General features: G+C 72.0%; 25 protein-coding genes and 1 tRNA gene. 18 read left to right on the forward strand and 8 right to left on the reverse strand.

The window, feature by feature from the left end; translation table 11 throughout:
* Position 1 precedes the first annotated feature (1 nt).
* Entirely contained in the window at positions 2-1,495 is a 1,494-nt protein-coding gene (locus tag ACYVKF_RS03785; RefSeq protein WP_460964935.1) for a phosphotransferase, read from the reverse strand.
* Between the two features lie 41 nt (positions 1,496-1,536).
* Here ACYVKF_RS03785 and nudC point away from each other — a divergent pair, with 41 nt between their 5' ends.
* Positions 1,537-2,460: an NAD(+) diphosphatase gene (gene nudC, locus ACYVKF_RS03790; protein WP_460964937.1), complete on the forward strand. Its 924-nt coding sequence runs from the start codon at positions 1,537-1,539 to the stop codon at positions 2,458-2,460.
* Positions 2,461-2,515: 55 nt separating this feature from the next.
* Here the strand turns inward: nudC and ACYVKF_RS03795 are convergent, their stop codons facing one another.
* Positions 2,516-2,779, reverse strand: a complete 264-nt coding sequence (locus ACYVKF_RS03795) for a glutaredoxin domain-containing protein (protein ID WP_056915343.1) — start codon at positions 2,777-2,779, stop codon at positions 2,516-2,518.
* Positions 2,780-2,876: 97 nt separating this feature from the next.
* Here ACYVKF_RS03795 and ACYVKF_RS03800 point away from each other — a divergent pair, with 97 nt between their 5' ends.
* The 9 genes from ACYVKF_RS03800 (at position 2,877) to ACYVKF_RS03840 (ending at position 9,441) form a co-directional block, all read left to right on the forward strand.
* A complete protein-coding gene (locus tag ACYVKF_RS03800; protein ID WP_460964939.1) occupies positions 2,877-3,323 on the forward strand; it encodes a PPOX class F420-dependent oxidoreductase in 447 nt (148 codons plus the stop codon).
* Positions 3,324-3,377: 54 nt separating this feature from the next.
* Complete coding sequence (locus ACYVKF_RS03805; RefSeq protein ID WP_460964941.1) at positions 3,378-5,570, forward strand: ATP-dependent DNA helicase UvrD2; 2,193 nt, start codon at positions 3,378-3,380, stop codon at positions 5,568-5,570.
* A 137-nt stretch (positions 5,571-5,707) separates the two neighbouring features.
* The gene (locus tag ACYVKF_RS03810) at positions 5,708-5,962 is read left to right on the forward strand and encodes a hypothetical protein (RefSeq protein ID WP_056915340.1); all 255 of its coding nucleotides are present in this window, start codon (positions 5,708-5,710) and stop codon (positions 5,960-5,962) included.
* 251 nt (positions 5,963-6,213) lie between these two features.
* Positions 6,214-6,501: a WhiB family transcriptional regulator gene (locus ACYVKF_RS03815; RefSeq protein ID WP_056915339.1), complete on the forward strand. Its 288-nt coding sequence runs from the start codon at positions 6,214-6,216 to the stop codon at positions 6,499-6,501.
* A 38-nt stretch (positions 6,502-6,539) separates the two neighbouring features.
* A complete protein-coding gene (locus ACYVKF_RS03820) occupies positions 6,540-6,671 on the forward strand; it encodes a hypothetical protein (RefSeq protein WP_255353222.1) in 132 nt (43 codons plus the stop codon).
* A gap of 137 nt (positions 6,672-6,808) precedes the next feature.
* Positions 6,809-8,290 carry an alkaline phosphatase family protein gene (locus tag ACYVKF_RS03825; RefSeq protein ID WP_460964944.1) on the forward strand — a complete coding sequence of 494 codons (1,482 nt, stop codon included), beginning with the start codon at positions 6,809-6,811 and terminating at the stop codon, positions 8,288-8,290.
* Between the two features lie 80 nt (positions 8,291-8,370).
* A complete protein-coding gene (locus ACYVKF_RS03830) occupies positions 8,371-8,652 on the forward strand; it encodes a hypothetical protein (RefSeq protein ID WP_460964946.1) in 282 nt (93 codons plus the stop codon).
* A gap of 10 nt (positions 8,653-8,662) precedes the next feature.
* A complete protein-coding gene (locus ACYVKF_RS03835) occupies positions 8,663-9,262 on the forward strand; it encodes an HhH-GPD-type base excision DNA repair protein (protein WP_460964948.1) in 600 nt (199 codons plus the stop codon).
* A gap of 2 nt (positions 9,263-9,264) precedes the next feature.
* On the forward strand, positions 9,265-9,441 hold the full coding sequence (locus ACYVKF_RS03840) for a hypothetical protein (RefSeq protein ID WP_157581390.1): 177 nt from the start codon (positions 9,265-9,267) through the stop codon (positions 9,439-9,441).
* A 48-nt stretch (positions 9,442-9,489) separates the two neighbouring features.
* Here ACYVKF_RS03840 and ACYVKF_RS03845 read toward each other — a convergent pair whose 3' ends face one another.
* The 3 genes from ACYVKF_RS03845 to ACYVKF_RS03855 form a co-directional block, all read right to left on the reverse strand.
* A complete protein-coding gene (locus ACYVKF_RS03845) occupies positions 9,490-10,827 on the reverse strand; it encodes an ABC1 kinase family protein (RefSeq protein WP_056915335.1) in 1,338 nt (445 codons plus the stop codon).
* Positions 10,824-11,807: a hypothetical protein gene (locus ACYVKF_RS03850; RefSeq protein ID WP_157581388.1), complete on the reverse strand. Its 984-nt coding sequence runs from the start codon at positions 11,805-11,807 to the stop codon at positions 10,824-10,826. Before ACYVKF_RS03850 ends, ACYVKF_RS03845 begins: the two co-directional genes overlap by 4 nt.
* Before the next feature lie 121 nt (positions 11,808-11,928).
* Complete coding sequence (locus tag ACYVKF_RS03855) at positions 11,929-12,096, reverse strand: DUF5679 domain-containing protein (protein WP_164488415.1); 168 nt, start codon at positions 12,094-12,096, stop codon at positions 11,929-11,931.
* Between the two features lie 131 nt (positions 12,097-12,227).
* Here ACYVKF_RS03855 and ACYVKF_RS03860 point away from each other — a divergent pair, with 131 nt between their 5' ends.
* Together ACYVKF_RS03860 and ACYVKF_RS03865 are read left to right on the forward strand one after the other, a co-directional pair.
* Positions 12,228-13,052 carry an enoyl-CoA hydratase/isomerase family protein gene (locus ACYVKF_RS03860; protein WP_460964952.1) on the forward strand — a complete coding sequence of 275 codons (825 nt, stop codon included), beginning with the start codon at positions 12,228-12,230 and terminating at the stop codon, positions 13,050-13,052.
* Between the two features lie 81 nt (positions 13,053-13,133).
* Positions 13,134-13,715, forward strand: coding sequence for a M48 metallopeptidase family protein (locus ACYVKF_RS03865; protein ID WP_460964954.1), 582 nt, complete (start codon positions 13,134-13,136; stop codon positions 13,713-13,715).
* A gap of 17 nt (positions 13,716-13,732) precedes the next feature.
* Here the strand turns inward: ACYVKF_RS03865 and ACYVKF_RS03870 are convergent, their stop codons facing one another.
* Together ACYVKF_RS03870 and ACYVKF_RS03875 are read right to left on the reverse strand one after the other, a co-directional pair.
* Entirely contained in the window at positions 13,733-14,305 is a 573-nt protein-coding gene (locus ACYVKF_RS03870) for an NUDIX hydrolase (protein ID WP_460964956.1), read from the reverse strand.
* A complete protein-coding gene (locus tag ACYVKF_RS03875; RefSeq protein ID WP_460964958.1) occupies positions 14,302-15,705 on the reverse strand; it encodes a zinc-dependent metalloprotease in 1,404 nt (467 codons plus the stop codon). The genes ACYVKF_RS03870 and ACYVKF_RS03875 overlap by 4 nt, the downstream gene beginning before the upstream one ends.
* A gap of 121 nt (positions 15,706-15,826) precedes the next feature.
* Here ACYVKF_RS03875 and ACYVKF_RS03880 point away from each other — a divergent pair, with 121 nt between their 5' ends.
* The 3 genes from ACYVKF_RS03880 to ACYVKF_RS03890 are packed head-to-tail and all read left to right on the forward strand — an operon-like array spanning position 15,827 to position 18,491.
* Positions 15,827-16,921, forward strand: a complete 1,095-nt coding sequence (locus ACYVKF_RS03880; RefSeq protein ID WP_460964960.1) for an NAD(P)H-binding protein — start codon at positions 15,827-15,829, stop codon at positions 16,919-16,921.
* Positions 16,918-17,370 carry a molybdenum cofactor biosynthesis protein MoaE gene (locus ACYVKF_RS03885; RefSeq protein ID WP_460964962.1) on the forward strand — a complete coding sequence of 151 codons (453 nt, stop codon included), beginning with the start codon at positions 16,918-16,920 and terminating at the stop codon, positions 17,368-17,370. The genes ACYVKF_RS03880 and ACYVKF_RS03885 overlap by 4 nt, the downstream gene beginning before the upstream one ends.
* 11 nt (positions 17,371-17,381) lie before the next feature.
* Positions 17,382-18,491: a YlbL family protein gene (locus ACYVKF_RS03890; RefSeq protein WP_460964964.1), complete on the forward strand. Its 1,110-nt coding sequence runs from the start codon at positions 17,382-17,384 to the stop codon at positions 18,489-18,491.
* A 19-nt stretch (positions 18,492-18,510) separates the two neighbouring features.
* Here ACYVKF_RS03890 and ACYVKF_RS03895 read toward each other — a convergent pair whose 3' ends face one another.
* The gene (locus ACYVKF_RS03895; protein ID WP_056915327.1) at positions 18,511-19,065 is read right to left on the reverse strand and encodes a PPA1309 family protein; all 555 of its coding nucleotides are present in this window, start codon (positions 19,063-19,065) and stop codon (positions 18,511-18,513) included.
* A 299-nt stretch (positions 19,066-19,364) separates the two neighbouring features.
* On the opposite strand from ACYVKF_RS03895, the gene ACYVKF_RS03900 reads away from it, so the two are divergent.
* The 3 genes from ACYVKF_RS03900 to ACYVKF_RS03910 all read left to right on the forward strand — a co-directional run bounded on the left by ACYVKF_RS03900 (position 19,365) and on the right by ACYVKF_RS03910 (position 23,317).
* Entirely contained in the window at positions 19,365-22,337 is a 2,973-nt protein-coding gene (locus tag ACYVKF_RS03900; protein ID WP_235529063.1) for a UPF0182 family membrane protein, read from the forward strand.
* 108 nt (positions 22,338-22,445) lie between these two features.
* Positions 22,446-22,519 (forward strand) — tRNA-Met (locus ACYVKF_RS03905).
* A gap of 345 nt (positions 22,520-22,864) precedes the next feature.
* Positions 22,865-23,317 (forward strand): hypothetical protein, encoded by a 453-nt coding sequence (locus ACYVKF_RS03910; protein WP_460964966.1) that lies wholly within the window; start codon positions 22,865-22,867, stop codon positions 23,315-23,317.
* The last annotated feature ends 2 nt before the right edge of the window (positions 23,318-23,319 follow it).

The following is a 23,319-nucleotide window of genomic DNA, read 5'->3' on the forward strand; positions in this document are numbered from 1 at the left end:
GTCAGCGGCTGGTGTAGCCGGGCTCGTGCTCCGGTCCCGGGTCGTCCTCGTCGAACTCGAGCAGGTCCGGCTGGGCCGGTCCGCCCGTGCGCACCGGGATCTCGGTCGTCGCCGCGCCGCGGTGGTCGGCGGATTCGGCGTCGGTCGGCTCGTAGTCGGTCGGTTCGGGGTCGGTCGGTTCGGGGTCGGTCGGCTCGGAGACGGTCGGTTCGGGGTCGGCGTCCGTCGGGTCCTCGTCCACCGGCACGGCGAACGCGTCCGTGTCCTCATCGTCGTCCGCCGGCTGAACGTCGTTCTCCGCCTGCCGGTCGGTCAGGGACTCCTCGTCAGCCGAGGACGCCTCGTCCGCCGGCGGCTGCTGGTCGACCGCTGCGCCGTCGTCCGTCGCGGCACCGTCGTCCGTCGCGGGACCGTCCGTGTCGCTGTCCGCGTCGGCCGTGCGGGCGAACATCACGGCGACGTCCTCGTCGTCCTCGTCCACGTCCTCGACCACCGGGGGAACGACGACGGGGCTCACGGGCCGGGCGGCGGCCTCGGCCTGGCGACGGTAGTCGTTCGTGGCCTCGTCCTCGGCGTGCAGCTGCTCGTCGAGGCGGCGCAGCCCGGCGGCGTGGCGTTCCACGAGCAGTCGGTCACCGCCGCCGACGGCGACCATGAGGTCGCCGAGCGCACGCATCTGGGACGCGAGCCGGGCTCGGGTGAGCAGGTGGGGGTCAGGTCGTTCGGAGCGCGCGTGGGCGTAGGCCTCCATGAGCGTCTCGAGAGCGCTCTCGGGCACCTGGGTCACCAGGGCCGAGAAGTCGTCGGCGGGGTCGGCGACCTTGGCGTCCTCCCAGCCCGTGATGGCCTTGACCCGGCCGGTCGAGGCGTCCTGGTCGTCGTCGAACACCACGAGGACCTGGTCCCCCGTGAGGTCACCGTGGGTCGGCGTGGGCGCGAACCGCCACAGCACGACGTCCTCAAGGAGCTTCTCCCACCGGGTGAGCAGTCCCGTCGGCACGTGGCCGGTGGCGGCTGCCCGGTCCAGCTCGGTCAGGCGGCGGGTCCGGTAGGTGTCCGCGTCGTACGCCGGGAGGCCGGCCTCGTCGAACAGCCCGTGGTCGGTGTTGTGCAACGCCGCGATGGACCGGCCGAGCTCGGCCGCCAGCCCGGGACCGGCGGGCAGGGCCCCGAAGTCGAGGTTCCGGCCCGGCAGGTAGGGGTAGATCGCTGCGCGACCGCCCTCCTTGAGGGCGGCGAAGCCCTTGGGCGTCGGCACGCTGAACGGCAGGCGTCGGGCCAGCAGCGCCAGCAACGCGAAGGTGGACTCCATCTGCGCCGCCGCAGTCTGGCTGCGGGGCACGCGGATCACCCACCGACGGTGCTGGGTGTCCTGGACGAACGCGACGTCGTACTGGTGGTCGGGTGCCCCGGGCAGGGCTTCGACGCTGGCGGGGTCGAGGCCCGGAACGGCCGCACTGGCCAGCGCGGCAAGGAAGAGGGGGCTGCGGTCCACGCGCCCACCGTATGCCGATCTGCCACGCCTAGGGTGGAGGCGTGGGCTCCTACGCGAAAACTCTCCCGAATCTCGCGCTCGCCGGACCCGGTCTGGACCGGGCTGCGGACCGGCGCACGGACGAGAACCTCCTCCGTGAGCTCCTGGCGGACCCGTCGACGCGGGTCCTCGAGCTCCGCGGTGACCGGGTCGACCTGGTCGAGGACGGTCCGGACCTGCACCTGCGGCTGCGCCCGCCGGCACCGCACGACCTGACCCGGCTGGGACTGTTCCTGGGTGCGGACGGTGACGAGACGGCATACGTCGCGGTCGTCAGCGAGCCGCCGCCCGAGGCGGGCGACCACGAGGACGACGGCCGCACCCTGCGCCAGGTCGGCGCACTCCTCGGCGAGCGGGACGCGGCGCTGTTCACCACGGCGCTCGCACTGGCCAACTGGCACCGGGCGCACCCGTTCTGCGCGCGGTGCGGCGCTCCGACCGAGGCGGCGTCGGCGGGGTGGTTGCGGCGGTGCACGGTCGAGGGCAGCGAGCACTACCCGCGCACGGACGTCGCGGTGATCATGTCGGTCGTCGACCCCGACGACCGCCTGCTCCTGGCCCGTGGGGCCGGGTGGGGCGAAGGGCGGTTCTCGGTGCTGGCGGGGTTCCTCGAGCCGGGGGAGAGCCTGGCCGGGGCGGTGGCGCGCGAGGTGCGCGAAGAGGTCGGGGTCGAGGTCCACGCCGTGGAGTACCTCGGCGACCAGGCCTGGCCGTTCCCCAGCTCGCTCATGGTCGGCTTCACGGCCAGGACCACCACCGCACAGCTCACGCTGCAGGAGTCGGAGATCGCCGAGGCGCGCTGGTACACCCGCGAGCAGCTGCTGGCGGCGGTCGCCGACGGCTCGCTCACGGTGTCGCCACGGGTGTCGATCGCCCGGCGGATCGTCGAGCACTGGCTCGGGCACGAGATCGCCGACGTGCCCTAGGGGCGCGTCGGCGAGGTCGGTCCGGTGGGGGCGGCACGTCGCGCCCGCCCGGGGATCAGGAGGCGAGGCGCTTCTTGACCTCGTTGATCGAGGGGTTGGTGGCGGCGGTGCCGTCCGGGAAGAGCAGCGTCGGGACGGTCTGGTTGCCGTCGTTCGCGTCCATGACGAACTGCACGGCCTCCGGGACCTCCTCGATGTTCACCTCGGTGAACGGGATGTTCTCGCGCCCCATCTGCGCCTTGAGACGGTTGCAGTAACCGCACCAGGAGGTGGTGAACATGGTCACGGAGCCGGGGGCCGGGGCCTTGAGGGACGACATCTGGAGGTGCTCTCTCTCGATCGGGAGTGGTCGCAGGGTCCAACGCCGACGGGCCGCACAATCTTCCGCGCGCGCCGGTCTGTGTCCATGATGACCCATGAGCCCCACAGCCCTGGACCCGAACCTCCTCGCCCTCGCCGCCGCCGGCCACCTCGGTGGGCTCGCCGCCCTCAAGCGTGACGGCCGCCCGCAGCTGTCGATGGTCAACTACGCCTTCGACCCGGCTGCCGACGGCGGCCCCACCGTGCGGGTGTCGGTCGTCGACGGCCGGGCGAAGGTCGCGAACCTGCGTCGTGACCCGAGGGCGTCGTTGCTGGTCACCTCGGCCGACGGGTGGTCGTATGCCGTCCTCGAGGGTGACGCGGAGCTGTCACCGGTCGCGCGCGCGGAGGACGACGCGACGGTGGACGAGCTCGTGGAGCTCTTCCGCACCATCCGCGGTGAGGACCACCCCGACTGGGCCGAGTACCGCGCCGCGATGGTGGCCGACGGTCGGCTGGTCCTGCGCCTGCGGGTGACGCGCGTCTACGGGCTGCAGCAGTAGCGCGGCCCCGCCTCACGTGGGCGGCGTCGGCGGCGTCTGACAGGATCGCGGGCGATGCCCAACCTCCCCTCGCCCCTGACGCCGTTCGGTGCGGTCGCTCCCTCCCCGGACGACGTGCTCGCCGCGCTCGACCCCGAGCAGCGGGAGGTCGCGGCCCACCCGCTGGGCCCGATGTGCGTGCTTGCCGGTGCCGGCACCGGCAAGACCCGCGCGATCACCCACCGCATCGCCTACGGCGTCCACTCCGGCGCCTACCAGCCGCAGCGCGTGCTGGCCGTCACCTTCACGGCGCGGGCCGCGGGCGAGATGCGCACGCGGCTGCGCGACCTCGGCGCCGTCGGGGTGCAGGCCCGCACGTTCCACGCGGCGGCACTGCGCCAGCTCCACTACTTCTGGCCGCAGGCCATCGGCGGAGCCGCGCCGGAGGTGATGGCGCAGAAGGCCGCCGCCGTCGCCCAGGCCGCCGCCTCGTTGCGCCTCGACCTCGCCCGCGACCGCACCGCCATCCGTGACCTCGCCGCCGAGGTGGAGTGGGCCAAGGTCTCCATGCTCACCCCGGAGACGTATGCCGCCGGGGCCCGCGCCGCGCGCCGGGAGCCGCCCGGCCTCGACGCGACGGCGATGGCACGGGTGCTGGAGGCCTACGAGCAGGTCAAGACCCAGCGCGGGGTCATCGACTTCGAGGACGTCCTGCTCCTCACCGTCGGCATCCTCGCGGAGCGTGACGACATCGCCCGCGCCGTGCGTTCGCAGTACCGGCACTTCGTCGTCGACGAGTACCAGGACGTCAACGCCCTGCAGCAGCGGTTGCTCGAGCTGTGGGTGGGGGAGCGCGACGACCTGTGCGTGGTCGGCGACCCGGCCCAGACCATCTACTCGTTCACCGGCGCCAGTCCCCGCCACCTGCTGGAGTTCCCGACGGCGCGACCGACCGCCAAGGTCGTGCGACTGGTGCGCAACTACCGCTCGACGCCCCAGATCGTCGGTCTCGCCAACCTCATCGTGCGAGGGCCGTCCGGGGCGATGCGCAGCAACGCGGTCCAGCTCCAGGCCCAGGCCGGCGACGGCCCGACGCCGTCCCTCACGGCGCACCCGGACGACCCGGCGGAGGCCGCCGCGGTGGCTTCCGAGATCGCCGACCGCGTCGCCAAGGGCATGTCGCCCGGCCAGATGGCGGTGCTGTTCCGCACCAACGGGCAGTCCGAGGCCTTCGAGTCGGCGCTGTCCGAGCGTGAGATCCCCTACCTCGTGCGCGGTGGCGAACGGTTCTTCGCCCGCAAGGAGGTGCGCGACGCGATCCTCCTGCTGCGGGGTGCGGCGCGCTCGGACGACGGTTCGGTCCCGCTGCCGGAGCTCGTCCGCGACGTCCTGCTCGGAGCCGGGTGGACGCGCGAGGCCCCGAACGCCGGAGGCGCCGCGCGGGAGCGGTGGGAGAGCCTGGCCGCCCTCGCCGCCTTGTCGGACGACCTCGTGGCCGCCGGTCCCGAAGCGCGTCTGCCCGACTTCCTCCGCGAGCTCGACGAGCGCGCCGCAGCGCAGCACGCTCCCGCGGTCCAGGGCGTCACGCTCGCGTCCCTGCACGCGGCGAAGGGCCTCGAGTGGGACGTCGTGTTCCTCGCCGGCGTCTCGGACGGGTACCTGCCGATCACCATGGCCGACACCCCCGAGGCCATCGAGGAGGAGCGCCGCCTGGCCTACGTCGGCGTCACCCGTGCCCGCAAGGAGCTGCGGCTCTCGTGGTCCGGGGCCCGCACGCCAGGTGCCCGGGCCAGCCGGCGGCCCTCCCGCTTCCTCGACGGCGCGGCCAGCATCCTGGGGGACGGGGCGCGGTCCCAGCCCAATAACGCCTCGGGAGGACGACGCTCCGGGGGCAAGGCAGGCAAGCCGGTGCTGCCGGTGCACTGTCGTTCGTGCGGCACGGAGCTGACCACCGCGGCCCAGCGCAAGACCGGTCGTTGCGACGACTGTCCGCCCACGTACGACGAGGCCACCTTCGAGCGCCTGCGCGAGTGGCGGCTGGCCGTGTCCCGCGCGAGCAGCGTGCCGGCCTACGTGGTCTTCACCGACGCCACCCTGACCGCGATCGCCGAGCGGGTCCCCACGTCCGAGGGGCAGCTGGCCCAGATCTCCGGGGTCGGCGCCCGCAAGCTCGGGCTGTACGGCGAGCAGGTGCTGGCTGTCCTCGGCGGCGCCACCGCGGATGAGGTGCTCGAAAGTCGTTCTGCTGCAACGGATTCCGACGAATAGCCAGTCGTTCACCAATCTGTTCCCGAATTTCTCGTTAAATCCGTTGCTGTCGTCGCAACCGCTGCCCTACCCTTGACGAGCACGCCCGGGCGGTACAGCGACCCGGTCACCACGACATGACGAAGGAGGTTGGCCCCATGGAGAACATCACGATGACGATCGACGCGACGCACATGTCCCGCGTCCGTTCCGTGTGCCCCGAGGCCGGCCGTCAGCTCCTCGTCAGCACGCGTGGATGGGTTTCCCAGTTCCAGGGGATCGCTGTGCCCGCGTCCGTCGCCGTCCGCGCGAATGCCGATGTCCAGGCCCCGGTGGGCTACATCGGCGGTTTCGACGCCACCCCCAGCACCAAGGATCTCGCGTTCCGTCCCTTCGGAGAGCCACCTGTCTAGGCCACCAGCCAGCAGGCCCCTCCAAGGCCGCGGAACCCGACATCCGGGATCCGCGGCCTTTTTGTTTGTCCCCACGGATTTCTTCCGCTCCACGCACGCTCCACGCACTGCAGGAAGAAGCAGCACCACATGAAGCAGCACGACACCACCGAAGAGAACAGGCCGGCCCCCGACCGGGGACCAACCGGCCAGAACGCAACGAAAACCTTCGCCACCACCGTGGCGGGACGAGAAGAGGGAGGTGACACCCGATGCAGTTGAGCGCACTCCACGACCTGAACGAGCAGGCCGCGACCTCAGGCGCCGGCATCCCGTGTCGAGAGAACGACGCCGAGATGTGGTTCGCCGAGAGCCCGGCCGACGTCGAGTTCGCCAAGTCGCTGTGCCACACGTGCCCAGCCCGGTTGGCCTGCCTCGCAGGGGCCATCGACCGTGCCGAGCCGTGGGGCGTCTGGGGCGGTGAGCTCCTCGTCCAGGGAGCGATCGTCGCCCGCAAGCGTCCGCGTGGCCGTCCGCGCAAGAACCCGGTGGCCGCATGACCACCACCTTCCTTCGTCACCACACCAGGAGATCCACCATGTTCCAGGCCTTGTACGCCGACCTGGCGCGCGCTCATCGACAGCGTCGCCAACGGGAGTACCAGCGCCGGCTCGAGGCACAGGCGCAGCACGACATGCTGCTCGCCATGCCTCGCATGCTGGCCCGGTGACCCCGGCCCGCGAACCCGCCGGGACCCCCGCTCTGGGGAGGTCCCGGCGGGTTCTTCCTTGTCCCGCTGCCTGTGCTCGCGGGGGCGTCCGGGCCCGACCTCGTGCCCGGCGGCGGCCGTCCCCCTAGGCTCGCCGCATGTCGCTCGACGAGGTCGTGACCGCGCTGACCGTCCCGGACCTCGCTCGCGTCGTCGACCTGGTCGTGTGGGTGGAGGACGGAGCGGCCATGGCGGCGAACCACCTGGGTTGCGTGCGGCTGCACCCCGACGGCCACCACGAGGTCGTGTCCGGCATCGACCCGGTGCCCGACACCAGTCCCATGGCCTTCCTGCCCTACGAGCGTGAGCTGCAGGCCCCGGGCCCGCTGGTGTCCACCGACAACGCCTACCCGTATGCGGCGCAGCGCATCCTTTCGCTGTTCGCCGACCCCGACCGCAGCCCCGACCTCGTTGTGGTCCACACGCCACGTCACCACTTCCCCGACGAGGGTGGGCACGCAGGGGAGCACGGCTCGCTGGACGTCATCCAGTCGCGGGCGCCCCTCGTCATGTCCGGGCCGGGTGTACGCCGACTCGGCCGGGTGGACGACCACGCCCGGCTCGTGGATGTGGGTCCCACGCTCGCCGTCCTGTCCGGGGTGCCTCCCACCGACCTCGTCGACGCCCACGGCGCACCGCTGGACGGTCGCGCGCTGACGGCATACCTGGAGGACCTTCCTTCCGGGCACCGCCCACGGGTGGTGGGGATCCTCTGGGACGGGGCGCACTGCGGTGAGCTGCTCGCCCTGGCCGAGTCGGGGGAGCTGCCCGGGGTCGCACGGCTCATCGACCGAGGCCTCGCCCTGGACGGGGGAGCGGTGGCGGAGTTCCCGAGCGTCACGCTCACCAACCACACCTCGATCCTCACCGGGGTCGGCCCCGGGAGGCACGGCGTGCTCGGCAACGTCTTCTACGACCGCTCGACCGGTGAGCAGGTCGTGCCCAACGACGCGGGGACATGGCACCGCAGCGCCGAGTGGTTGCGGCCCTCGGTGCGGACCGTGTTCGAGATGGTGAACGAGCATGTGCAGCAAGGAGATTCGCCGCGCACGGCGAGCGTGGACGAGGCGATCGACCGAGGGGCCGACTACGGAACGATGGCACTGCTGCGTCAGGCGGGCGGGTTCGAAGCGGCGACCACGGGCCTGGGCGACCTGCTGCCGGACCCCACGGCCTCCCCGTTCGTCGACCACCCCGAGCACCTGGAGGACGCCTACTTCTCCTGGGGCGTGCAGGTCGACGACCTCGGCCTCCAGCAGGTGCTCCAGCTGTGGGAGGACGCCGACAGCGCCCCCACCCTGACCTGGTGGGCGAACGTCGTCACCGACGCAGGTCACCACGGCGGCGGACCGCGCTCGGAGATGGCCAGGGACTCGCTGCGGCAGAGCGACGCGCGGCTGGTGGCGTTCCTGGACCACCTCGAGCGACTGGGTGTCCTGGACGAGGTCACCTTCCTGCTCACGGCCGACCACGGGTTCGAGGCAGCCGACCCTGACGTCACCGGCTCGTGGACCCCGGTCCTCGAGTCGCTCGGCATCCCCTACCGCGACGAGGGCCCCGGGTTCGTCTACCTCCTCTGACCTCGCGCAGCTCCGGGCGCGCGGTTGCGTGCTCACGCAGCGTCACCGTGACGGGTCGGTCCCTGCGGCACACTCGGCGTATGGCGCAGGGGTGGGTCACGCGGGCGGGGGTGCGCCTTCGGCGGGCCGTGTTCGATTGGCCGGAGACCTGGCGGGGGTTCCTCGCCCAGAGCCTGACGGCACTTGTGCTGTTCTACGCCCTCGCCGATCTCGTCGGCTGGTACGACCTGCGGCACGAGCCGGGTCCGCCAGTGGTGCTGGCTGTCGGGCTGTTCGGAGTGCAGGTCGTCGGGTTTCGGAGGCACCGCAGACGGCGGGAGCGGTCGCTCGAGCGCCCGGTGCACGACGAGCGCGGTGATTAGGCTGGGTCCCATGGCCACGCAGATCCGGATCGCCCAGGACGTCGCTGCCGACGAGGTGCTCAGCAACGACCCGTTCGCCCTGCTCGTGGGGATGCTGCTGGACCAGCAGTACCCCATGGAGCACGCGTTCCGCGGTCCGTGGAAGATCCTCGAGCGGTTCGGGACGCTGTCGCCGTCAGCGATCGCGGAGGCCGAACCCGAGGCCTTCGCCGACCTGTGCTCCACGCCGCCGGCCATCCACCGGTACGGCCGCTCGATGGCCGGGCGGGTCCAACAGCTCGCTGTGGTCGTCCGTGACGAGTACGGCGGCCGGGCCGAGTCGATCTGGCAGGACGCCGAGGACGCCCGGGACCTGCTGGCTCGGCTGCGGGCGCTGCCCGGGTTCGGCGACCAGAAGGCACGGATCTTCGCGGCCCTCGTCGGCAAGCAGCTCGACGTCCGGCCTGCCGGGTGGCAGGAGGCCGTCGGCCCGTATGCCGAGGACGGCAGCTACCGCTCGGTGGCCGACGTCGTCGATGCGCAGTCGCTGGCCAAGGTCCGCGAGTTCAAGCAGGCCGCCAAGGCGGAGGCCAAGGCCAGGGCGGCGGCCGCCAAGGGCAGCAAGGGCTGAGCGTGTCGGACGAGTCGCCCGTCTGCGCCACCTGCGGGGCCACGGCTCCGGACCCGGCGCTCGCCACGATCACCTGGACCCGGGGCACCGAGAACGGCCGGGACGTCTGGACCTGCGACCGGTGCAGCCGCGAGCACCTGCGCAGCATCGAGGGAAAGCTCGACAGCGCCTGGTGGTGACCTCACCGCCGTGGCCGCAGGTGCGTGCGCGGGTGGGTGCGGTGGAGCTCAGTCGATGGGCGGCGGCAGGGTGTGCAGCTTGAGCCCGGGCATGTGCTCGATGACGATGTCGCGTGCCGGGATGGTGCCGTTCAGCTGGCACAGCACTCCGATGCCGCCCAGCCAGACCCGGTGGATCAGCAGGTACGACGGCGGCAGGTTGAGCTTCATGCCGACGAGGAACTCGGGCCGGCGCACGTCGTTGACGTGGGCCGCCACGCTGCGCAGCCACTCGCGGCTGAAGGTGAACTCCTCGTGCAGCAGCGGGTCGATGAACGGCTGCAGGTAGTCCAGCAGGGCCTGGGCGTCCAGTGACATCGTGGGCTTGATGAACCCTTCGGAGCGCAGCCCGGCCTCGAGGGCCCGGGCGTCACCGCACAGCGCGGCGGCGGCGAGCGAACCCATCGCGGGCGGCAGGCCCTGGGGGAGCCGGTTGACCGCGCCGTAGTCGATGACCCCGAGGCGGCCGTCCTCGAGGAGGCGGAAGTTGCCCGGGTGCGGGTCGGCGTGGAGCAGGCCTGCGCGGGCCGGACCGACGAGCAGGAACTCCATGTAGCGCTCGGCCGCGGCGTCACGCTGGGCGCGGGTGCCCTTGGCGACGATGGTGGACAGCGGGATGCCGTCCATCCATTCCGAGACGATGACGTGCTCGCTGTTGACCAGCACGTCCGGCACGGCGAACCGCTCGTCGTCGCGGAAGATCTTGGCGAAGCGGCGCTGGCTGGCGGCCTCGAGGTTGTAGTCGAGCTCCTCGGACATGCGGGACTTCAGCTCGTCGGTGATCGGCTTGATGTCCATGCCGGGGATCCAGCCACCGGCGAGCCGGGCGACCCGGGCGAGCTGGTTGAGGTCGGACAGCAGGGCCTTGCCGGCTCCCGGGTACTGGATCTTCACGGCGACCTCGCGGCCGTCGCGCCACACGGCCTTGTGGACCTGCCCGATCGAGGCAGCGGCGGCCGGCGTGTCGTTGAACGACTCGAACTTCGCCGTCCGCCAGCGCGGGCCGAGCTCCTCCGCCAGGACGGCGTGCACCGTCGCCGCGGGGAGCGGGGGAGCTGCCTCCTGCAGCTTGGTGAGGGTGGCGCGGTAGGGCGCGGCCATCTCCTCCGGCAGTGCGGCCTCCATGACGGACATGGCCTGGCCGAACTTCATCGCGCCACCCTTGAGCTCGCCGAGCACCTTGAACAGCTGCTCCGCGGTCCTGGCCTGCAGCTCGGCCGCGACGACCTCTGCGGACTTGCCCCCGACGCGCTTGCCGAGCCCGACCGCCGTACGACCTGCGAAGCCGAGGGGCAGGCTGGCCAGACGGGCCGTGCGGGTGACAGCACGGCGTGGGAGCTCGTTCATCCAGCCATTCTCACCTGTCTCGCAGGATTCGCGTCGGCGGGTGGGTCGTAGGTCACCTGTACGGCGCACGAACAGCGGGGGTGGACGGCCCATTCACGCTGCCGGACGCGGGGCCACGGCAGGCCCACCTCGAGGGATCGACCCGCCGGGAGGGGCTGCCCGTCGACCACCCCGAGCACGACCATCGCCGCCATGCCCGCGGCCATCCCGACCAGCGTCGTCTCACCGCCGACGTCGTGCCCGGCGCCGACACCCGGTCGGGTGAGCTGGCCGAGCAGGGCCGGCCAGGCCGGGTCGAGGTCGGCCCGCGTCAGGTCGAGGCAGCGCAGGCAGGGTCCGCCCGCCACGACCAAGGGGCCGACGACCGCCTCCACGTCGTGCATGAGGACCGGCAGGACGGGTGTGCCGCGACGACGCCACGAGTGCGCCGCAGCCGGTTCGAGGGCGCCCGAGGCGGGCAGCACCACCACGTCCGGTCGGGGCACGGGCGGCCGTTCGCGCAGGGCCACGTGCTCCCAGTCGTCGGCCGAGCGCGGACCGTGCGACACGCGTCCGATCCCGGCCCGCCGGAGCGCGGCGGTGAGGGCGGCCGGCAGGTCCCCTCGGCCGGCGACGACGACGTGGGCCGCGCGGCGGGCGGACAGCGCTGCATACCCGGCGGTGGGTGGGCAGCTCGTCCGGACGAGGGCGTCCGCGTCCGGCGCGAGCACGGCCCGCACGACCGGGGGCACGGTCGAGGCAGGTGCGGCCTCGACGACGAGTCCGCAGGCCACGAGCTCCTCGAGGAGGGTGGCGCCGGTGCCGCTGGTCAGGGCGACCGGGAGGTCACGCGTGCCGTCGAGCTCCTCCAGTGAGACGACCTCGGGCTCGGTCAGCCCACCGACGACGACCGCGTGCTCGGCCGCGGTGCCGAACTGCACCTGTCCGGGGCCTCGTCGCAGCGCCGGCCACACGGTGCGCAGGAGGGGGCGGCGGGTCACCTGCGACAGGGTGGCACAGCCGATGGCGGCCGCCGGGCGTCATCCACAGGGGACGAAACGCCGCGAGGGGCGGACCCGACCGTGTGGTCGGACCCGCCCCTCGCGATGGGGTCGGCCTGGATCAGGCCTTGCCGAGAATGCGGTTGAGGTTGGTCCCGCAGACGGGGCAGACGCCCTTGGCCATGCGGCGGCCGTTCGTCTCCACGACACGGCCCTCGGCCTCGCGCTTCTCCTTGCACTTCACGCAGTAGAACTCGCCCTTGTAGGTCTCTTGGGTCTCTTCAGCCATCGCCATGTCTCCTTGTCGATCTCGGCGCACGCTGCGCCGTCGGACTTCGGCCACCGTAGACCATGCTGAGCACAAAATCGCGCAAGGGGGGTGTGTCCCTCGTGCTCAGCTCCGCCCCTAGGCTTCGCGCCATGACGGGTCGACAGTGGCGGGACGAGACGTTCGAAGATCTGCAGGTCACGAGCCGTGAGAGCGCCGGACGCCGGGTCGCGGTGGTCACCCTCGACCTGCCGGACCGCCGCAACTCGATGAGCGCCGCCATGACGGCGTCGTGGGTCGACCTCATGGGCCTGCTGCGCCTCGACCCCGACCTCGCAGCGGTCGTCGTGACCGGTGCGCCTCCGGCGTTCTGCGCCGGCGGCGACCTCTCCTGGATCGTCTCCGAACCGGACGCGGCCGTCTCCGACCTGCGCTCGCGGATGCTCGCCTTCTACCGCTCCTGGCTCTCGATCCGTGACCTCGAGGTGCCGACCATCGCGGCCGTCAACGGGTCGGCGATCGGGGCCGGGTTCGCGATCGCCCTCGCCTGCGACCTGAGGTATGCCGCCGCTGACGCGAAGCTGGGCGTGCCGTTCACCTCCCTGGGGCTGCACCCGGGCATGGCCACGACGTGGTCGCTGCCCGACGTCGCCGGTCAGGCGGTGGCCCGCGACCTGCTGCTCACGGGCCGGATCATCAACGGCGACGAGGCCTTTCGCCTGGGGCTGGTCTCCCGGTCCGTGCCCGCCGCGGACGTCCTGGACGAGGCGCTCGTGGCCGCGGACCGCATCGCCGCTGCGGCCCCGGTCGCGACCCGGCTGACGCTGCAGGCCCTTCGTGGGGGCGGTCACGCCGACCTCGAGACGGCGTTGCAGTGGGAGGCGCTGGCCCAGGCGACGACGCTGGCGACCGACGACGTCCACGAGGGCATCGCCGCTGCGGCGGGGCGACGCGCCCCGCGGTTCCAGGGGAAGTAGGGGGGCGCCGGCCCGCTGACCTGCACGGGTGTCGCGGCGCAGATCACCGGCGATGTCAGATCCGTCACCTATCGTGGTCACATGGGGAGTACTGACATCGAGGTCAGGCGCAGCCGGCGCCGGCGTCGCACCGTGAGCGCCTACCGCGAGAACGGTCGCACCATCGTGCTCATCCCCGCGCGGTTCACGCGCGCCGAGGAGCAGCAGTGGGTCGCCACCATGGTCGACAAGCTCGACAAGGGCGACCAGCGCCGCCGGCCGAGTGACAGCCAGCTCCAGAAGCGGGCGGCCGACCTCTCCCAGCGCTACCTCGGGGGCCTCGCGAAGCCGTCGAGCATCCGCTGGGTGACCAACCAGAACTCCCGGTGGGGTTCGTGCACCCCCGCCGACGGCACGATCCGGATCTCGGCGCGGGTCAAGGGCATGCCGGCCTACGTCCTCGACTACGTCATCCTCCACGAGCTCGCCCACCTGCTGGCCCCCGGCCACGGACCGGACTTCTGGCGCCTGCTCAAGGCCTACCCGCGCACCGAGCGCGCCCGCGGCTACCTCGAGGGTGTCGCCGCCACGGCAGGGCTCGACCTGTCCGAGGACGACGAGGTCGTGGACGGCGTCGACGGGGAGGCCGAGCAGGCCGCCCTCGACGTCGTGGCCACCGACTGACCCGTCCCGCGCGTCGGTCAGCCCAGCTGCCTGCGGGCGGCGTGCGCGAGGGGTCCGATCTCGTGGGCGCTCTCGGGCGGCAGCGCGTCGACCGGCCACCAGGCGACGTCGAGCGACTCGTCACTGACGGCGTAGGCGCTCTCGTCGCGGGCGACACCGGCGTACCGGAGGTCGAGGTGCTCGCTGCACCTGCCGAACCCCGCGGCCAGCAGCCGGTGCCGGTCCAGGTGCACCAGCTCCGGTGCCAGCTCGAGGCCGGCGATCCCCGACTCCTCCCGGGCCTCGCGGGTGGCGGCTCCGAGGACGGTCCGGTCGCCGGGCTCGAAGTGGCCGCCGAACTGCAGCCACAGGCCCGCCTTCGCGTGCAGGGTCAGCAGGACCTTGTCCAGTGAGGCGTTGAGCACGAGGGCGCTGGCCGTCAGGTGGGCGGGTGGACCCTGTTTCGACAGCGCGTCGGGATGGGACCGGCAGTGCTCGAGCAGCTCGACCCGCAGCATCTCCTGCTGGTCGTCGGGTGCGGCCCAGGCCTGCAGGACCCGGACCGCGTCGTCCCGCAGGGCGAGGTAGCCGGGAGGGATCTGGTCGGTCACTGCTCGGGGCCCTGCTCACCCTCGCTGAGCAGCTGGTCGAGCGCGGCGTCCATCTCGGAGTCGCTGGACCCACCGACACGGTCGACGTACCCGAGCGGGTCGTCGAGGTCGGCAGCGGTCGGCGCGACGTCGGGGTGGCCCCACGCGCCGTCCCGGCCCTCCTGCCCGTGGCGGTCCTCCAGCGCGGCCCAGAGGTTGGCGGCGTCACGGAGGCGACGCGGTCGCAGCTCCAGTCCGACGAGACCGGAGAACGCCTTCTCGGCCGGACCACCGATGGCCCGGCGACGGCGGACGGCCTCGCCCAGGGCGGCTGCCTGCGGCAGGTGGTCGCGGGTGGCGCGGTCGGCCACGACGTCGACCCACCCCTCGACGAGGGCGAGGTAGGTCTCCAGGCGTCCCAGGGCAGCACGCTGGCTGGCGCTCGGCTCGGGGCGGAAGAGCTGGTCCTGCAGCGCCGACTGCAGGGCAGTCGGGTCGCTGGTGTCGACCGAGGTGAGGGCCGACTCGATACGGTCGGTGTCGATGCTGATGTCGCGGGCGTAGTCGCGCACCGCCGCCAGCAGCTGCGGGCCGATCCACGGCACCTCGGAGAACAGCCGGACCCGGGCCGCCTCGCGCACGGCGAGGTAGAGCCGGACCTGGTCCAGGTCGACGCCCAGGCCCTCGGCGAACGCCTCGACGTTCGCCGGCAGCAGGACGACGGACCGGTCCGCCACCAGCGGGAGACCGACCTCGGTGCCGCTGACGGTCTCGGTGGCCAGTGCGCCGAGCGCCTGACCCACCTGCAGGCCGAACATCGACCCGCTCATCTTGGCCATCATCGGCTCCATCTGGCCGATCAGCGCGGACGGGTCCATCCCCGCCGGCAGGAGTCCCTCGGGCAGGGCGGCCCCGTCGCCCAGCTCCTTCATCTGCGCGCGCATGGCGTCGCCCACGGCACGCCCCACACCCTCGGCCACCGGCTCCACCAGGGTGCGCCACGTGGGCATGGTCGCCTCGACCCACTCGGCGCGGCTCCAGGCGTGCGTGGTGATGCCGGGCGCCTCGAACGCCGTGACCTCGTCGAGCCACAGCTCGGCGACCTGGGCGGCCTGGGCGACCTGGCGCGCCGTCGCCTCGCTGACGGTGGCGTCGCCGGCGGCCGAGACGGTCTTGCGTGCCGTGTCGGTGGCGAGGGCGACGTTGAACGGTCCCTCGTCGGTGCTGGCGAACATCGCCTGCACCTGGCCCATCATCATCTGCAGCATCGCCGGGTCCACCTGGTCGATCCCCATGTCCTTGAGAGTGCGCGCCATCTCGGGGTCGATCGGTCCGCCGGTGATCCTGGCGATCATCTGCTCGAGCTCGGGCGGCAGACCCGACTCGGTGGGTTCGTCGGGGGTCTGGGGGTGGTCGGGCACAACGGCTCCTCGGCAGTCCTGAGAGGATGGGCTTTCCCTAGACAACCACGCGGAGGCCATGGTGAGTTCCCCTGCGCGCGCCGGAGCAGGCGGCGTTCGCTCGCGGCGTAGCGCCATCGACGTGGCTGTCGTGGGTACCGCCGACGCCGCCAGCCACGCCGTGCTGCGCGCGCTCGTCACCGCCGCCGCCCGCGGCCACGCGGCACCGGGGGAGCCGGGCTCCGAGTCACGCATCGGCAGCGTCGTGGCCGTGGACACCGAACGCCCGGCCGTCGGTGGGGTCGAGTTCCGCCTCGCCGACCCGGCCGACCCCGCCCTCGTGCGCGCACTGACGGGGATCCACGCCGCGGCATACGTGGCGGCGAGCACGGACCTCGAGCAGGACCTCGCCCTCGGCACCCGTCCGCGCCGCGAGCGCAACCTGCGCCGCGCCCAGACCGTCATCACCGCGGCAGCCGCTGCGGGGGTGCGCCACCTCGTCGTGGTCACCGGCGCACAGGTGTACGGCGCCCTGCCGGACAACCCGGTGCCCCTCGCCGACGACGCCCCGCTGCGCGCGCCGGCCGACGAGGGCCAGGTCGGCGACCTCATGGATGTCGAGCAGCTCGTGGCCGTCGCCCGTGACGTGCACCCCGGGCTGAAGCTGACCGTGATCCGCCCCGCGGCCCTCGTCGGGGACGGGGTCGACACGGTCGCGACCAGGCACTTCGAGGCGCCGCGGCTGCTCACGGTGCGTGGTGCCGCCCCCGCCTGGCAGTTCTGCCACGTCGACGACCTCGGGTCGGCCGTGGCGCTCGTGGTCGCCCGCGGGATCGAGGGGGCGGTGGCCGCAGGCGCCCCAGGTCACCTCACCCAAGCGGACCTCGAGCGCCTCACCGGGATGCGGCAGGTCGAGCTGAGCCTGGGCGCCGCGATGGGAACTGCCGACCGCCTCCACCGCGTTGGTGTCTTGCCGGCACCCGCCAGCGACCTGGCCTTCGTGGCTTTCCCGTGGGCGGTCTCCTCCCACACCCTGCTGGGTCGCGGTTGGGTGCCGGTCCATGACAATGAGACGTGCCTCGGTGTCCTCCTGGACGCCATCCGGGGCTCACACGCGGTCGCGGCGAGACGCCTGGACCGCAAGGACGCCGCCCTCGGGGCGGCCAGTGCCGCTGTCGCCCTCGTGGGCACGGCGGCGATCATGCGGCGTCGCCGCAGGAAGGGTGCGACCGGATGACCGAGCCGACCAGCGAGCTGTCGACCAGTGCCGAGGTCGTCCTGTGCGACGTCCGGGACGAGCCCCTGAGCGTCGACGAGGTGCTCGGCGTCGTCCGGCACCCGCAGTGCGGCGGGATCGCGCTGTTCGTGGGCGTCGTGCGCGACCACGACCACGGTGCCCCGGTCACCGCGCTGGACTACTCGGCGCACCCGACCGTCGTCGACGCGCTGGCGAAGGTCTGCCGCGAGGTCGCCGAGCGCCACCCCGTCGCGCGGCTCGGGGCGGTCCACCGCGTCGGGCACCTCGAGATCGGCGACATGGCGGTCGTGGCCGCCGTGTCCGCCCCGCACCGGGGGCAGGCCTTCGACGCCTGCCGCGACCTCATCGACACCCTGAAGTCCACGGTGCCGATCTGGAAGCACCAGCAGTTCACCGACGGGTCCGACGAGTGGGTGGGCCTCCCGTGACCACTCCCGGCATGACGCCGTCCCCGATCGTGGAGGCCGGCCAGCGTGGCGGTCCCGGCCAGACCGATCCCTACCGCCTCGGGCGGCGTTCCTCGGCGAGCCTCATCGCCCTGTTCCTCGCGATCGCCCTCGGGGCGTTGTCGACCCTCGTGGGCCTGCCCTACGTCGTCATGAAGCCCGGCCCGATCACCAACACGCTCGGGCAGCTGTCGGGCAAGGACCTCATCACCGTCTCGGGTGCCCAGACCTACCCGACCGAGGGTGCGCTGGACTTCACCACCGTGCGGGTCTCCGGTGGGCCCGGTTTCCGCGTCACCATCTGGGACGTGCTCAAGGGCAAGCTCGACCCCAGCGAGGAGGTCGTCGACGAGGAGCTGTACTTCCCCAAGGGCGTCACCGACAAGCAGGTGGAGGAGGAGAGCACCGCGGAGATGATCGACTCCCAGCAGGAGGCGATCGCCGTGGCGCTCAAGGCCACCGGGCAGAAGGTCACGACCCACACGGTCATCGGCCAGGTCGCCAAGGACGCGCCGTCGGCCGCCCTGCTCAAGGCCGGCGACGAGGTGCTCGCCGTGGACGGCAAGACCGTGGACGGGCCCGACTCGATCCGCAAGGCGGTCAGCGCCCACAAGGCGGGGGAGACCGTCGACCTCAAGCTCCAGCGCGACGGGAGCACCGTCGACGTCGCGGCCAAGACGCGCGACTCCGACGGCCGCGTCACCGTGGGGATCTTCCTCGGGACCAAGTTCGAGTTCCCGTTCGACGTGAAGATCGACGCCGGGAACGTCGGCGGGCCTTCTGCCGGAACGATGTTCGCTCTCGGTGTCTACGACCGCCTCACCCCCGGCGCCCTCACCGGTGGCAAGAAGATCGCCGGCACCGGCACGATCGACGCGGCCGGGGCGGTGGGTCCCATCGGCGGCATCCGGCAGAAGCTCGTGGGAGCCCGCGACGGCGGCGCGAAGTTCTTCCTCGCGCCGGCGCAGAACTGCGACGAGGTCGTCGGCCACGTCCCGGACGGCCTGACGGTCGTGAGGATCAGCACCTTCGACGAGGCGAAGAGCTCCGTCGAGGCGATCGCCGCGGGCAAGGCGTCCAGCCTGCCGACCTGCACCAAGTAGGCGAGGCGGGCGGCCCTGGTCAGTCCTGGAGCGTCGCGCGCAGCGCGTGCACCAGACCGGGTGCGATGTCCTCGCCCAGCGCCACCTGGTCGTCGCTGTCATGGGCGCGCTGGCGCAGCAGGCACCGGCTCTGCCCGTCCCTGGTCACCGCGACGAGGAGGCGCACGTCCTGCCGCTTCGGGTGCGCGGCCAGGGCGTCGACGGCCGACTCGGCGTGGACCGGGAGGTCGCGCTCCGCCTCCGGGGGCACGACGATCCGCTCGACGGCCAGTGCGGCCCCGACGACGCTCTCGGGCCAGGCGATGCCGCCGAGCAGCGACTCGAGGTTCGAGGTCTTCGGGAGGTCCTCCTGCTCAATGGCGCTCAGGGCGCCCTCGGCGAGGTCGGCGCCCTTGAGCTGGGCCCGCAGGTGCGGCTCGCGCGCGACCAGGTCCGAGGTCGGCACGAGGGCGAACAGGCGTGGGTTCTGGTCCCAGCCCGACGCAGCGACGTGCTTCTCGGTGTCGAGGGCGGCGATGGACAGCGGGTCGGCGACAGGTTGGGACGTCTGGCTCACGCGCCCATCGTGCCGCATCGCCGACCGGGGGCGCGCACGCGGCATACCCAGCGGGTTGCCAGCCGACGCCAAGGCGTGACCGAGGTTGCCGTGGGAACCACAGGCGCGCTCGGTAAGTTGGTCCCACTACCAGCAGGCCCCCATCGTGGGAGGCGGCGCGGCAGATCGGGCGTGGAGTGAGTTCTTCAGAGTGGTTCGGGCAGGACGGACCGGGCGGCGAAGGGGGTCGGGGCGACGGTGCCCCGCGACCCGGTGGGGCAGGGGCCGGCGGTCGGCGACCCCCGACCCTGAGCTTCGGCAGGCGCCGAGGCCCGCTCGTGCCGACGATCCTCATCCTCGTGGCGCTGGGCTTCCTCATCTCGATCGGGTCCTCGCTGTGGACCGAGGTGCTGTGGTTCAAGTCGGTCGGCTACGAGAACGTGTTCACCACGCAGCTCGTGACCAAGATCGTCCTGTTCGTCATCGGGTTCGTCATCACGGCGGCGCTCGTCGCCTCCAGCCTGCTCATCGCCTACCGGACCCGGCCCATCTACGCCCCCGTCACGGCGCAGCAGCAGAACCTCGACCAGTACCGCGAGGCCATCGAGCCGCTGCGCAAGATCGCGATCTTCGCAGTCCCGGCGGTGCTCGGGCTGCTCGCCGGCACCGGTGCCGCGGGCCAGTGGCAGACCTTCCTGCTGTGGCGCAACGGCAGCTCGTTCGGCACCAAGGACCCGCAGTTCAACCTCGACCTGTCCTTCTTCGTCTTCACCCTGCCGTGGATCCGGTTCCTCCTCGGGTTCTTCACCATGGCGCTGGTCATGGCCCTGCTCGCGGCCGCGTTCACGCACTACGTCTACGGCGGCCTGCAGATCCAGACGCGCGCCGAGCGCACCACCCGGGCGACCCGCACCCACCTGGCGATCCTCGTCGCGGTGCTCGTCCTCGTCCGCGCGGCGACCTACTGGTTCGACCGGTACTCGTTGTCCGTCAAGGACTCCACGCTCCTGACCGGCATCAGGTACACCGACGCCAACGCCGTCCTGCCGGCCAAGGCGATCCTCGCCGTCGCGGCGGTCATGGTCGCGGGCATCTTCGTCGCCTCGATCTGGACGCGCTCCTGGCGTCTGCCCGTCGTCGGTGTCGCCCTGCTCGTCATCACGTCCCTGGTCGTCGGCAACATCTACCCGGCGCTCGTGCAGCGCTTCCAGGTCAAGCCCTCGGAGAAGTCCCTCGAGCAGCCGTACATCGAGCGCAGCATCAAGGCGACCCGCGCAGCGTTCGGGATCGAGTCGGTCAAGACCACGCCGTACACGGCGACCACCGAGGCGAGCCAGGGCCAGCTGCGTGACGACGCCGAGACAATCCCCGGCATCCGCCTCGTCGACCCGATCGTGGTGTCGCCGACGTTCAAGCAGCTCCAGTCGGTGAAGTCCTACTACGCCTTCCCCGACGCCCTCGACGTCGACCGCTACAACGTCGACGGCAAGGTCAGCGACACGGTCGTCGCCGTGCGCGAGCTCGACCTGGCCGGGGTGCCCCTCAACCAGCGCAACTGGCTCAACGACCACACCGTCTACACCCACGGCTACGGCGTCGTGGCGGCCTACGGCAACCAGCGCACCGCGGACGGCGAGCCGGTCTTCTACGAGCGCAACATCCCCCCGACCGGGAAGCTCGGCGACTACGAGCCGCGCGTGTACTTCGGCGAGAAGTCCCCGTCGTACTCCATCGTCGGGGGAGCCTCGGGTGCATCGCCGCGCGAGTTCGACTACCCGGACAACAGCACGGCGGGGCAGAAGAACAACACCTACGCGGGCAAGGGCGGTGTGGCGCTGAGCTCGTTCGCGCGCCAGGCGGCCTACGCCCTCAAGTACCGCGAGCTCAACCTCCTGCTCTCGGACGCGGTCACCGACAACAGCCGCATCCTCGACCACCGCGAGCCGCTCGAGCGCGTCGAGCGCGTCGCCCCCTGGCTCACCCCCGACGGCAACCCGTACCCCGCCGTCGTGGACGGCCGGATCCAGTGGATCATCGACGGCTACACGACCTCGGCCGACTACCCGTACTCCAAGCTCACCGAGGTCGACACGGCCACGTCCGACTCGGTCACCGCGCGCTCCAGCGCGGTGCAGGCGATCGGCGCGGGCAAGGTCAACTACATCCGCAACTCGGTCAAGGCCACGGTCGACGCCTACGACGGCTCGATCAAGCTCTACTCGTGGGACGACAAGGACCCGGTGCTCAAGGCGTGGAGCAAGGCCTTCGGCAACACGGTCCTGCCGATGTCGCAGATCAGCAGCGACCTCATGGCGCACCTGCGCTACCCCGAGGACCTGTTCAAGGTGCAGCGCAAGATCCTCACCAAGTACCACGTGACCGACGCAGCGTCCTTCTACGGCGGCCAGGACTTCTGGGAGGTCCCGGAGGACCCGGCGCAGGAGGCGCGCAACGTCGACCAGCCTCCGTACTACCTGACGCTGAAGATGCCGGAGCAGGCTGCCGCCAAGTTCTCGCTGACGACGACCTTCAAGCCGGTCGGTGACCGGCAGGTGCTCTCGGGCTTCCTCGCGGTCGACGCCGATGCCGGCCGGACGGCGGGTCAACCCAGCAACGACTACGGCACGCTGCGGCTGCTGGAGCTGCCCAAGGACAGTCAGGTCAAGGGTCCCGGACAGGTCCAGAACGACATCGGGTCGTCCAACCAGACCTCGGCGGCCTTCAGCCTGACGCTGTCGCAGTTCCTCAACAACGCGCGGCAGCCGGGTTCCAGCGTGACGCTGGGCAACCTGCTCACCCTGCCGGTCGGTGGTGGACTGCTCTACGTCCAGCCGATCTACGTCAGCGCCAGCAGCACGACGGCGTTCCCTCTCTCGCGGGCCACGGTCGTGGCGTTCGGCAACAAGCTGGCGTGGTCCGACACCCTCGACGGGGCGCTCGACGGCCTCTTCGGCGGCAACTCGGGCGCGACCGCGGGCGACTCCGGCACCGGTGGGGCCACCACCCCCACCCCCACGCCGAGCCCGAGCGGCACCGGTGGCGGCAGCACGCCGACGCCCAGCCCGAGCAGCACCGGTGTCGCCAACCCGGCGGCGCTCGCCCAGGCGCTCTCCGACCTCCAGGCCGCGTATGCCGCGGGCCAGGAAGCGTTGCGCAAGAACGACTTCGCCGCCTACGGCGAGGCGCAGAAGAAGCTCGACGACGCGATCAAGCGGGCCGTGGCCGCGTCACCGAAGGGCGGCAGCGCGACGGTGTCGCCGTCCCCGTCGGCGACCACCACCACGCCGGCTCCGAGCGCGACGACCCCGTGAGGAGGGCTGCCGGGGGACTCGCCCGAGTCCTCCGGCGGCTGCCCCGCAGCACCCGCCGGGGACGATTTGGAGATGGCGCGGGCCGTCCCGTAAGGTTGGGTCTACCGACGCGGGGTGGAGCAGCTCGGTAGCTCGCCGGGCTCATAACCCGGAGGTCGCAGGTTCAAATCCTGCCCCCGCTACAAAGTGCGTCCGAGAAATCGGACGTAGCCGCCAAAACCCCCTCCTGCGGGAGGGGGTTTTGGCGTACCCGGGGGACTGTGCAGACCTGTTTGTCGGACGGCAGTGGGGGTTTGTCGGACGCGTGTCTGGACATCCGACCCCCCACACGGACCAAGTCCAGGAGATGTCCTAGCGACTTCTCCACGCCTGCTACGGCCGTGGGCAGGCATCCACGACGCCTGCCCACGCATGGACAGCGGTGGGCGCGCCTGGACACCCTGGAAACAGCTGATTGCGCATTCCGTTCCGCTCAGGACGGTGCCCTTCTGTCGACGGCGCCCCTGCCCCGGCAGGAGGACGGAACCATGTCAGAGAACACCACTTCCGCGGCGAAGAGCGCCGGGGAGGTCGCCACCGTGGCACAGGCCGCGAAGCTCGCCGGTCGCGACGAGAAGACCATTCGCCGGTGCCTGCCCACCCCCGGGAACAAGGCGAAGGGCCAGGTGCGCCTGCCCGGCGCGTACCAGGACGGGACCAGCCCCAACGCTCCCTGGTTCATCCCGGTCAGTGACTTGGAGGCCGCGGGTTTCTGCACCCAGGCCCCGTCGGCCGGCTCGGGCAGCGCCTCCGATGCGCTGGCCCGCCAGCGCGACGAGCGCGAGCTCGTTCGCCTGCGGGACGAGCTCGCCGCCTACCGGGCCGACAACGTGGCCAAGGCGCAGCTGCTCGCCGACCGTGACGCACAGATCAGGGAGCTCAACAAGCAGCTCGCGCTCATGCACACCCTCGCCCAGACGCTTGCAGGCAGGGCCGCCTGATG

The organism is Pedococcus soli, from assembly GCF_054782575.1.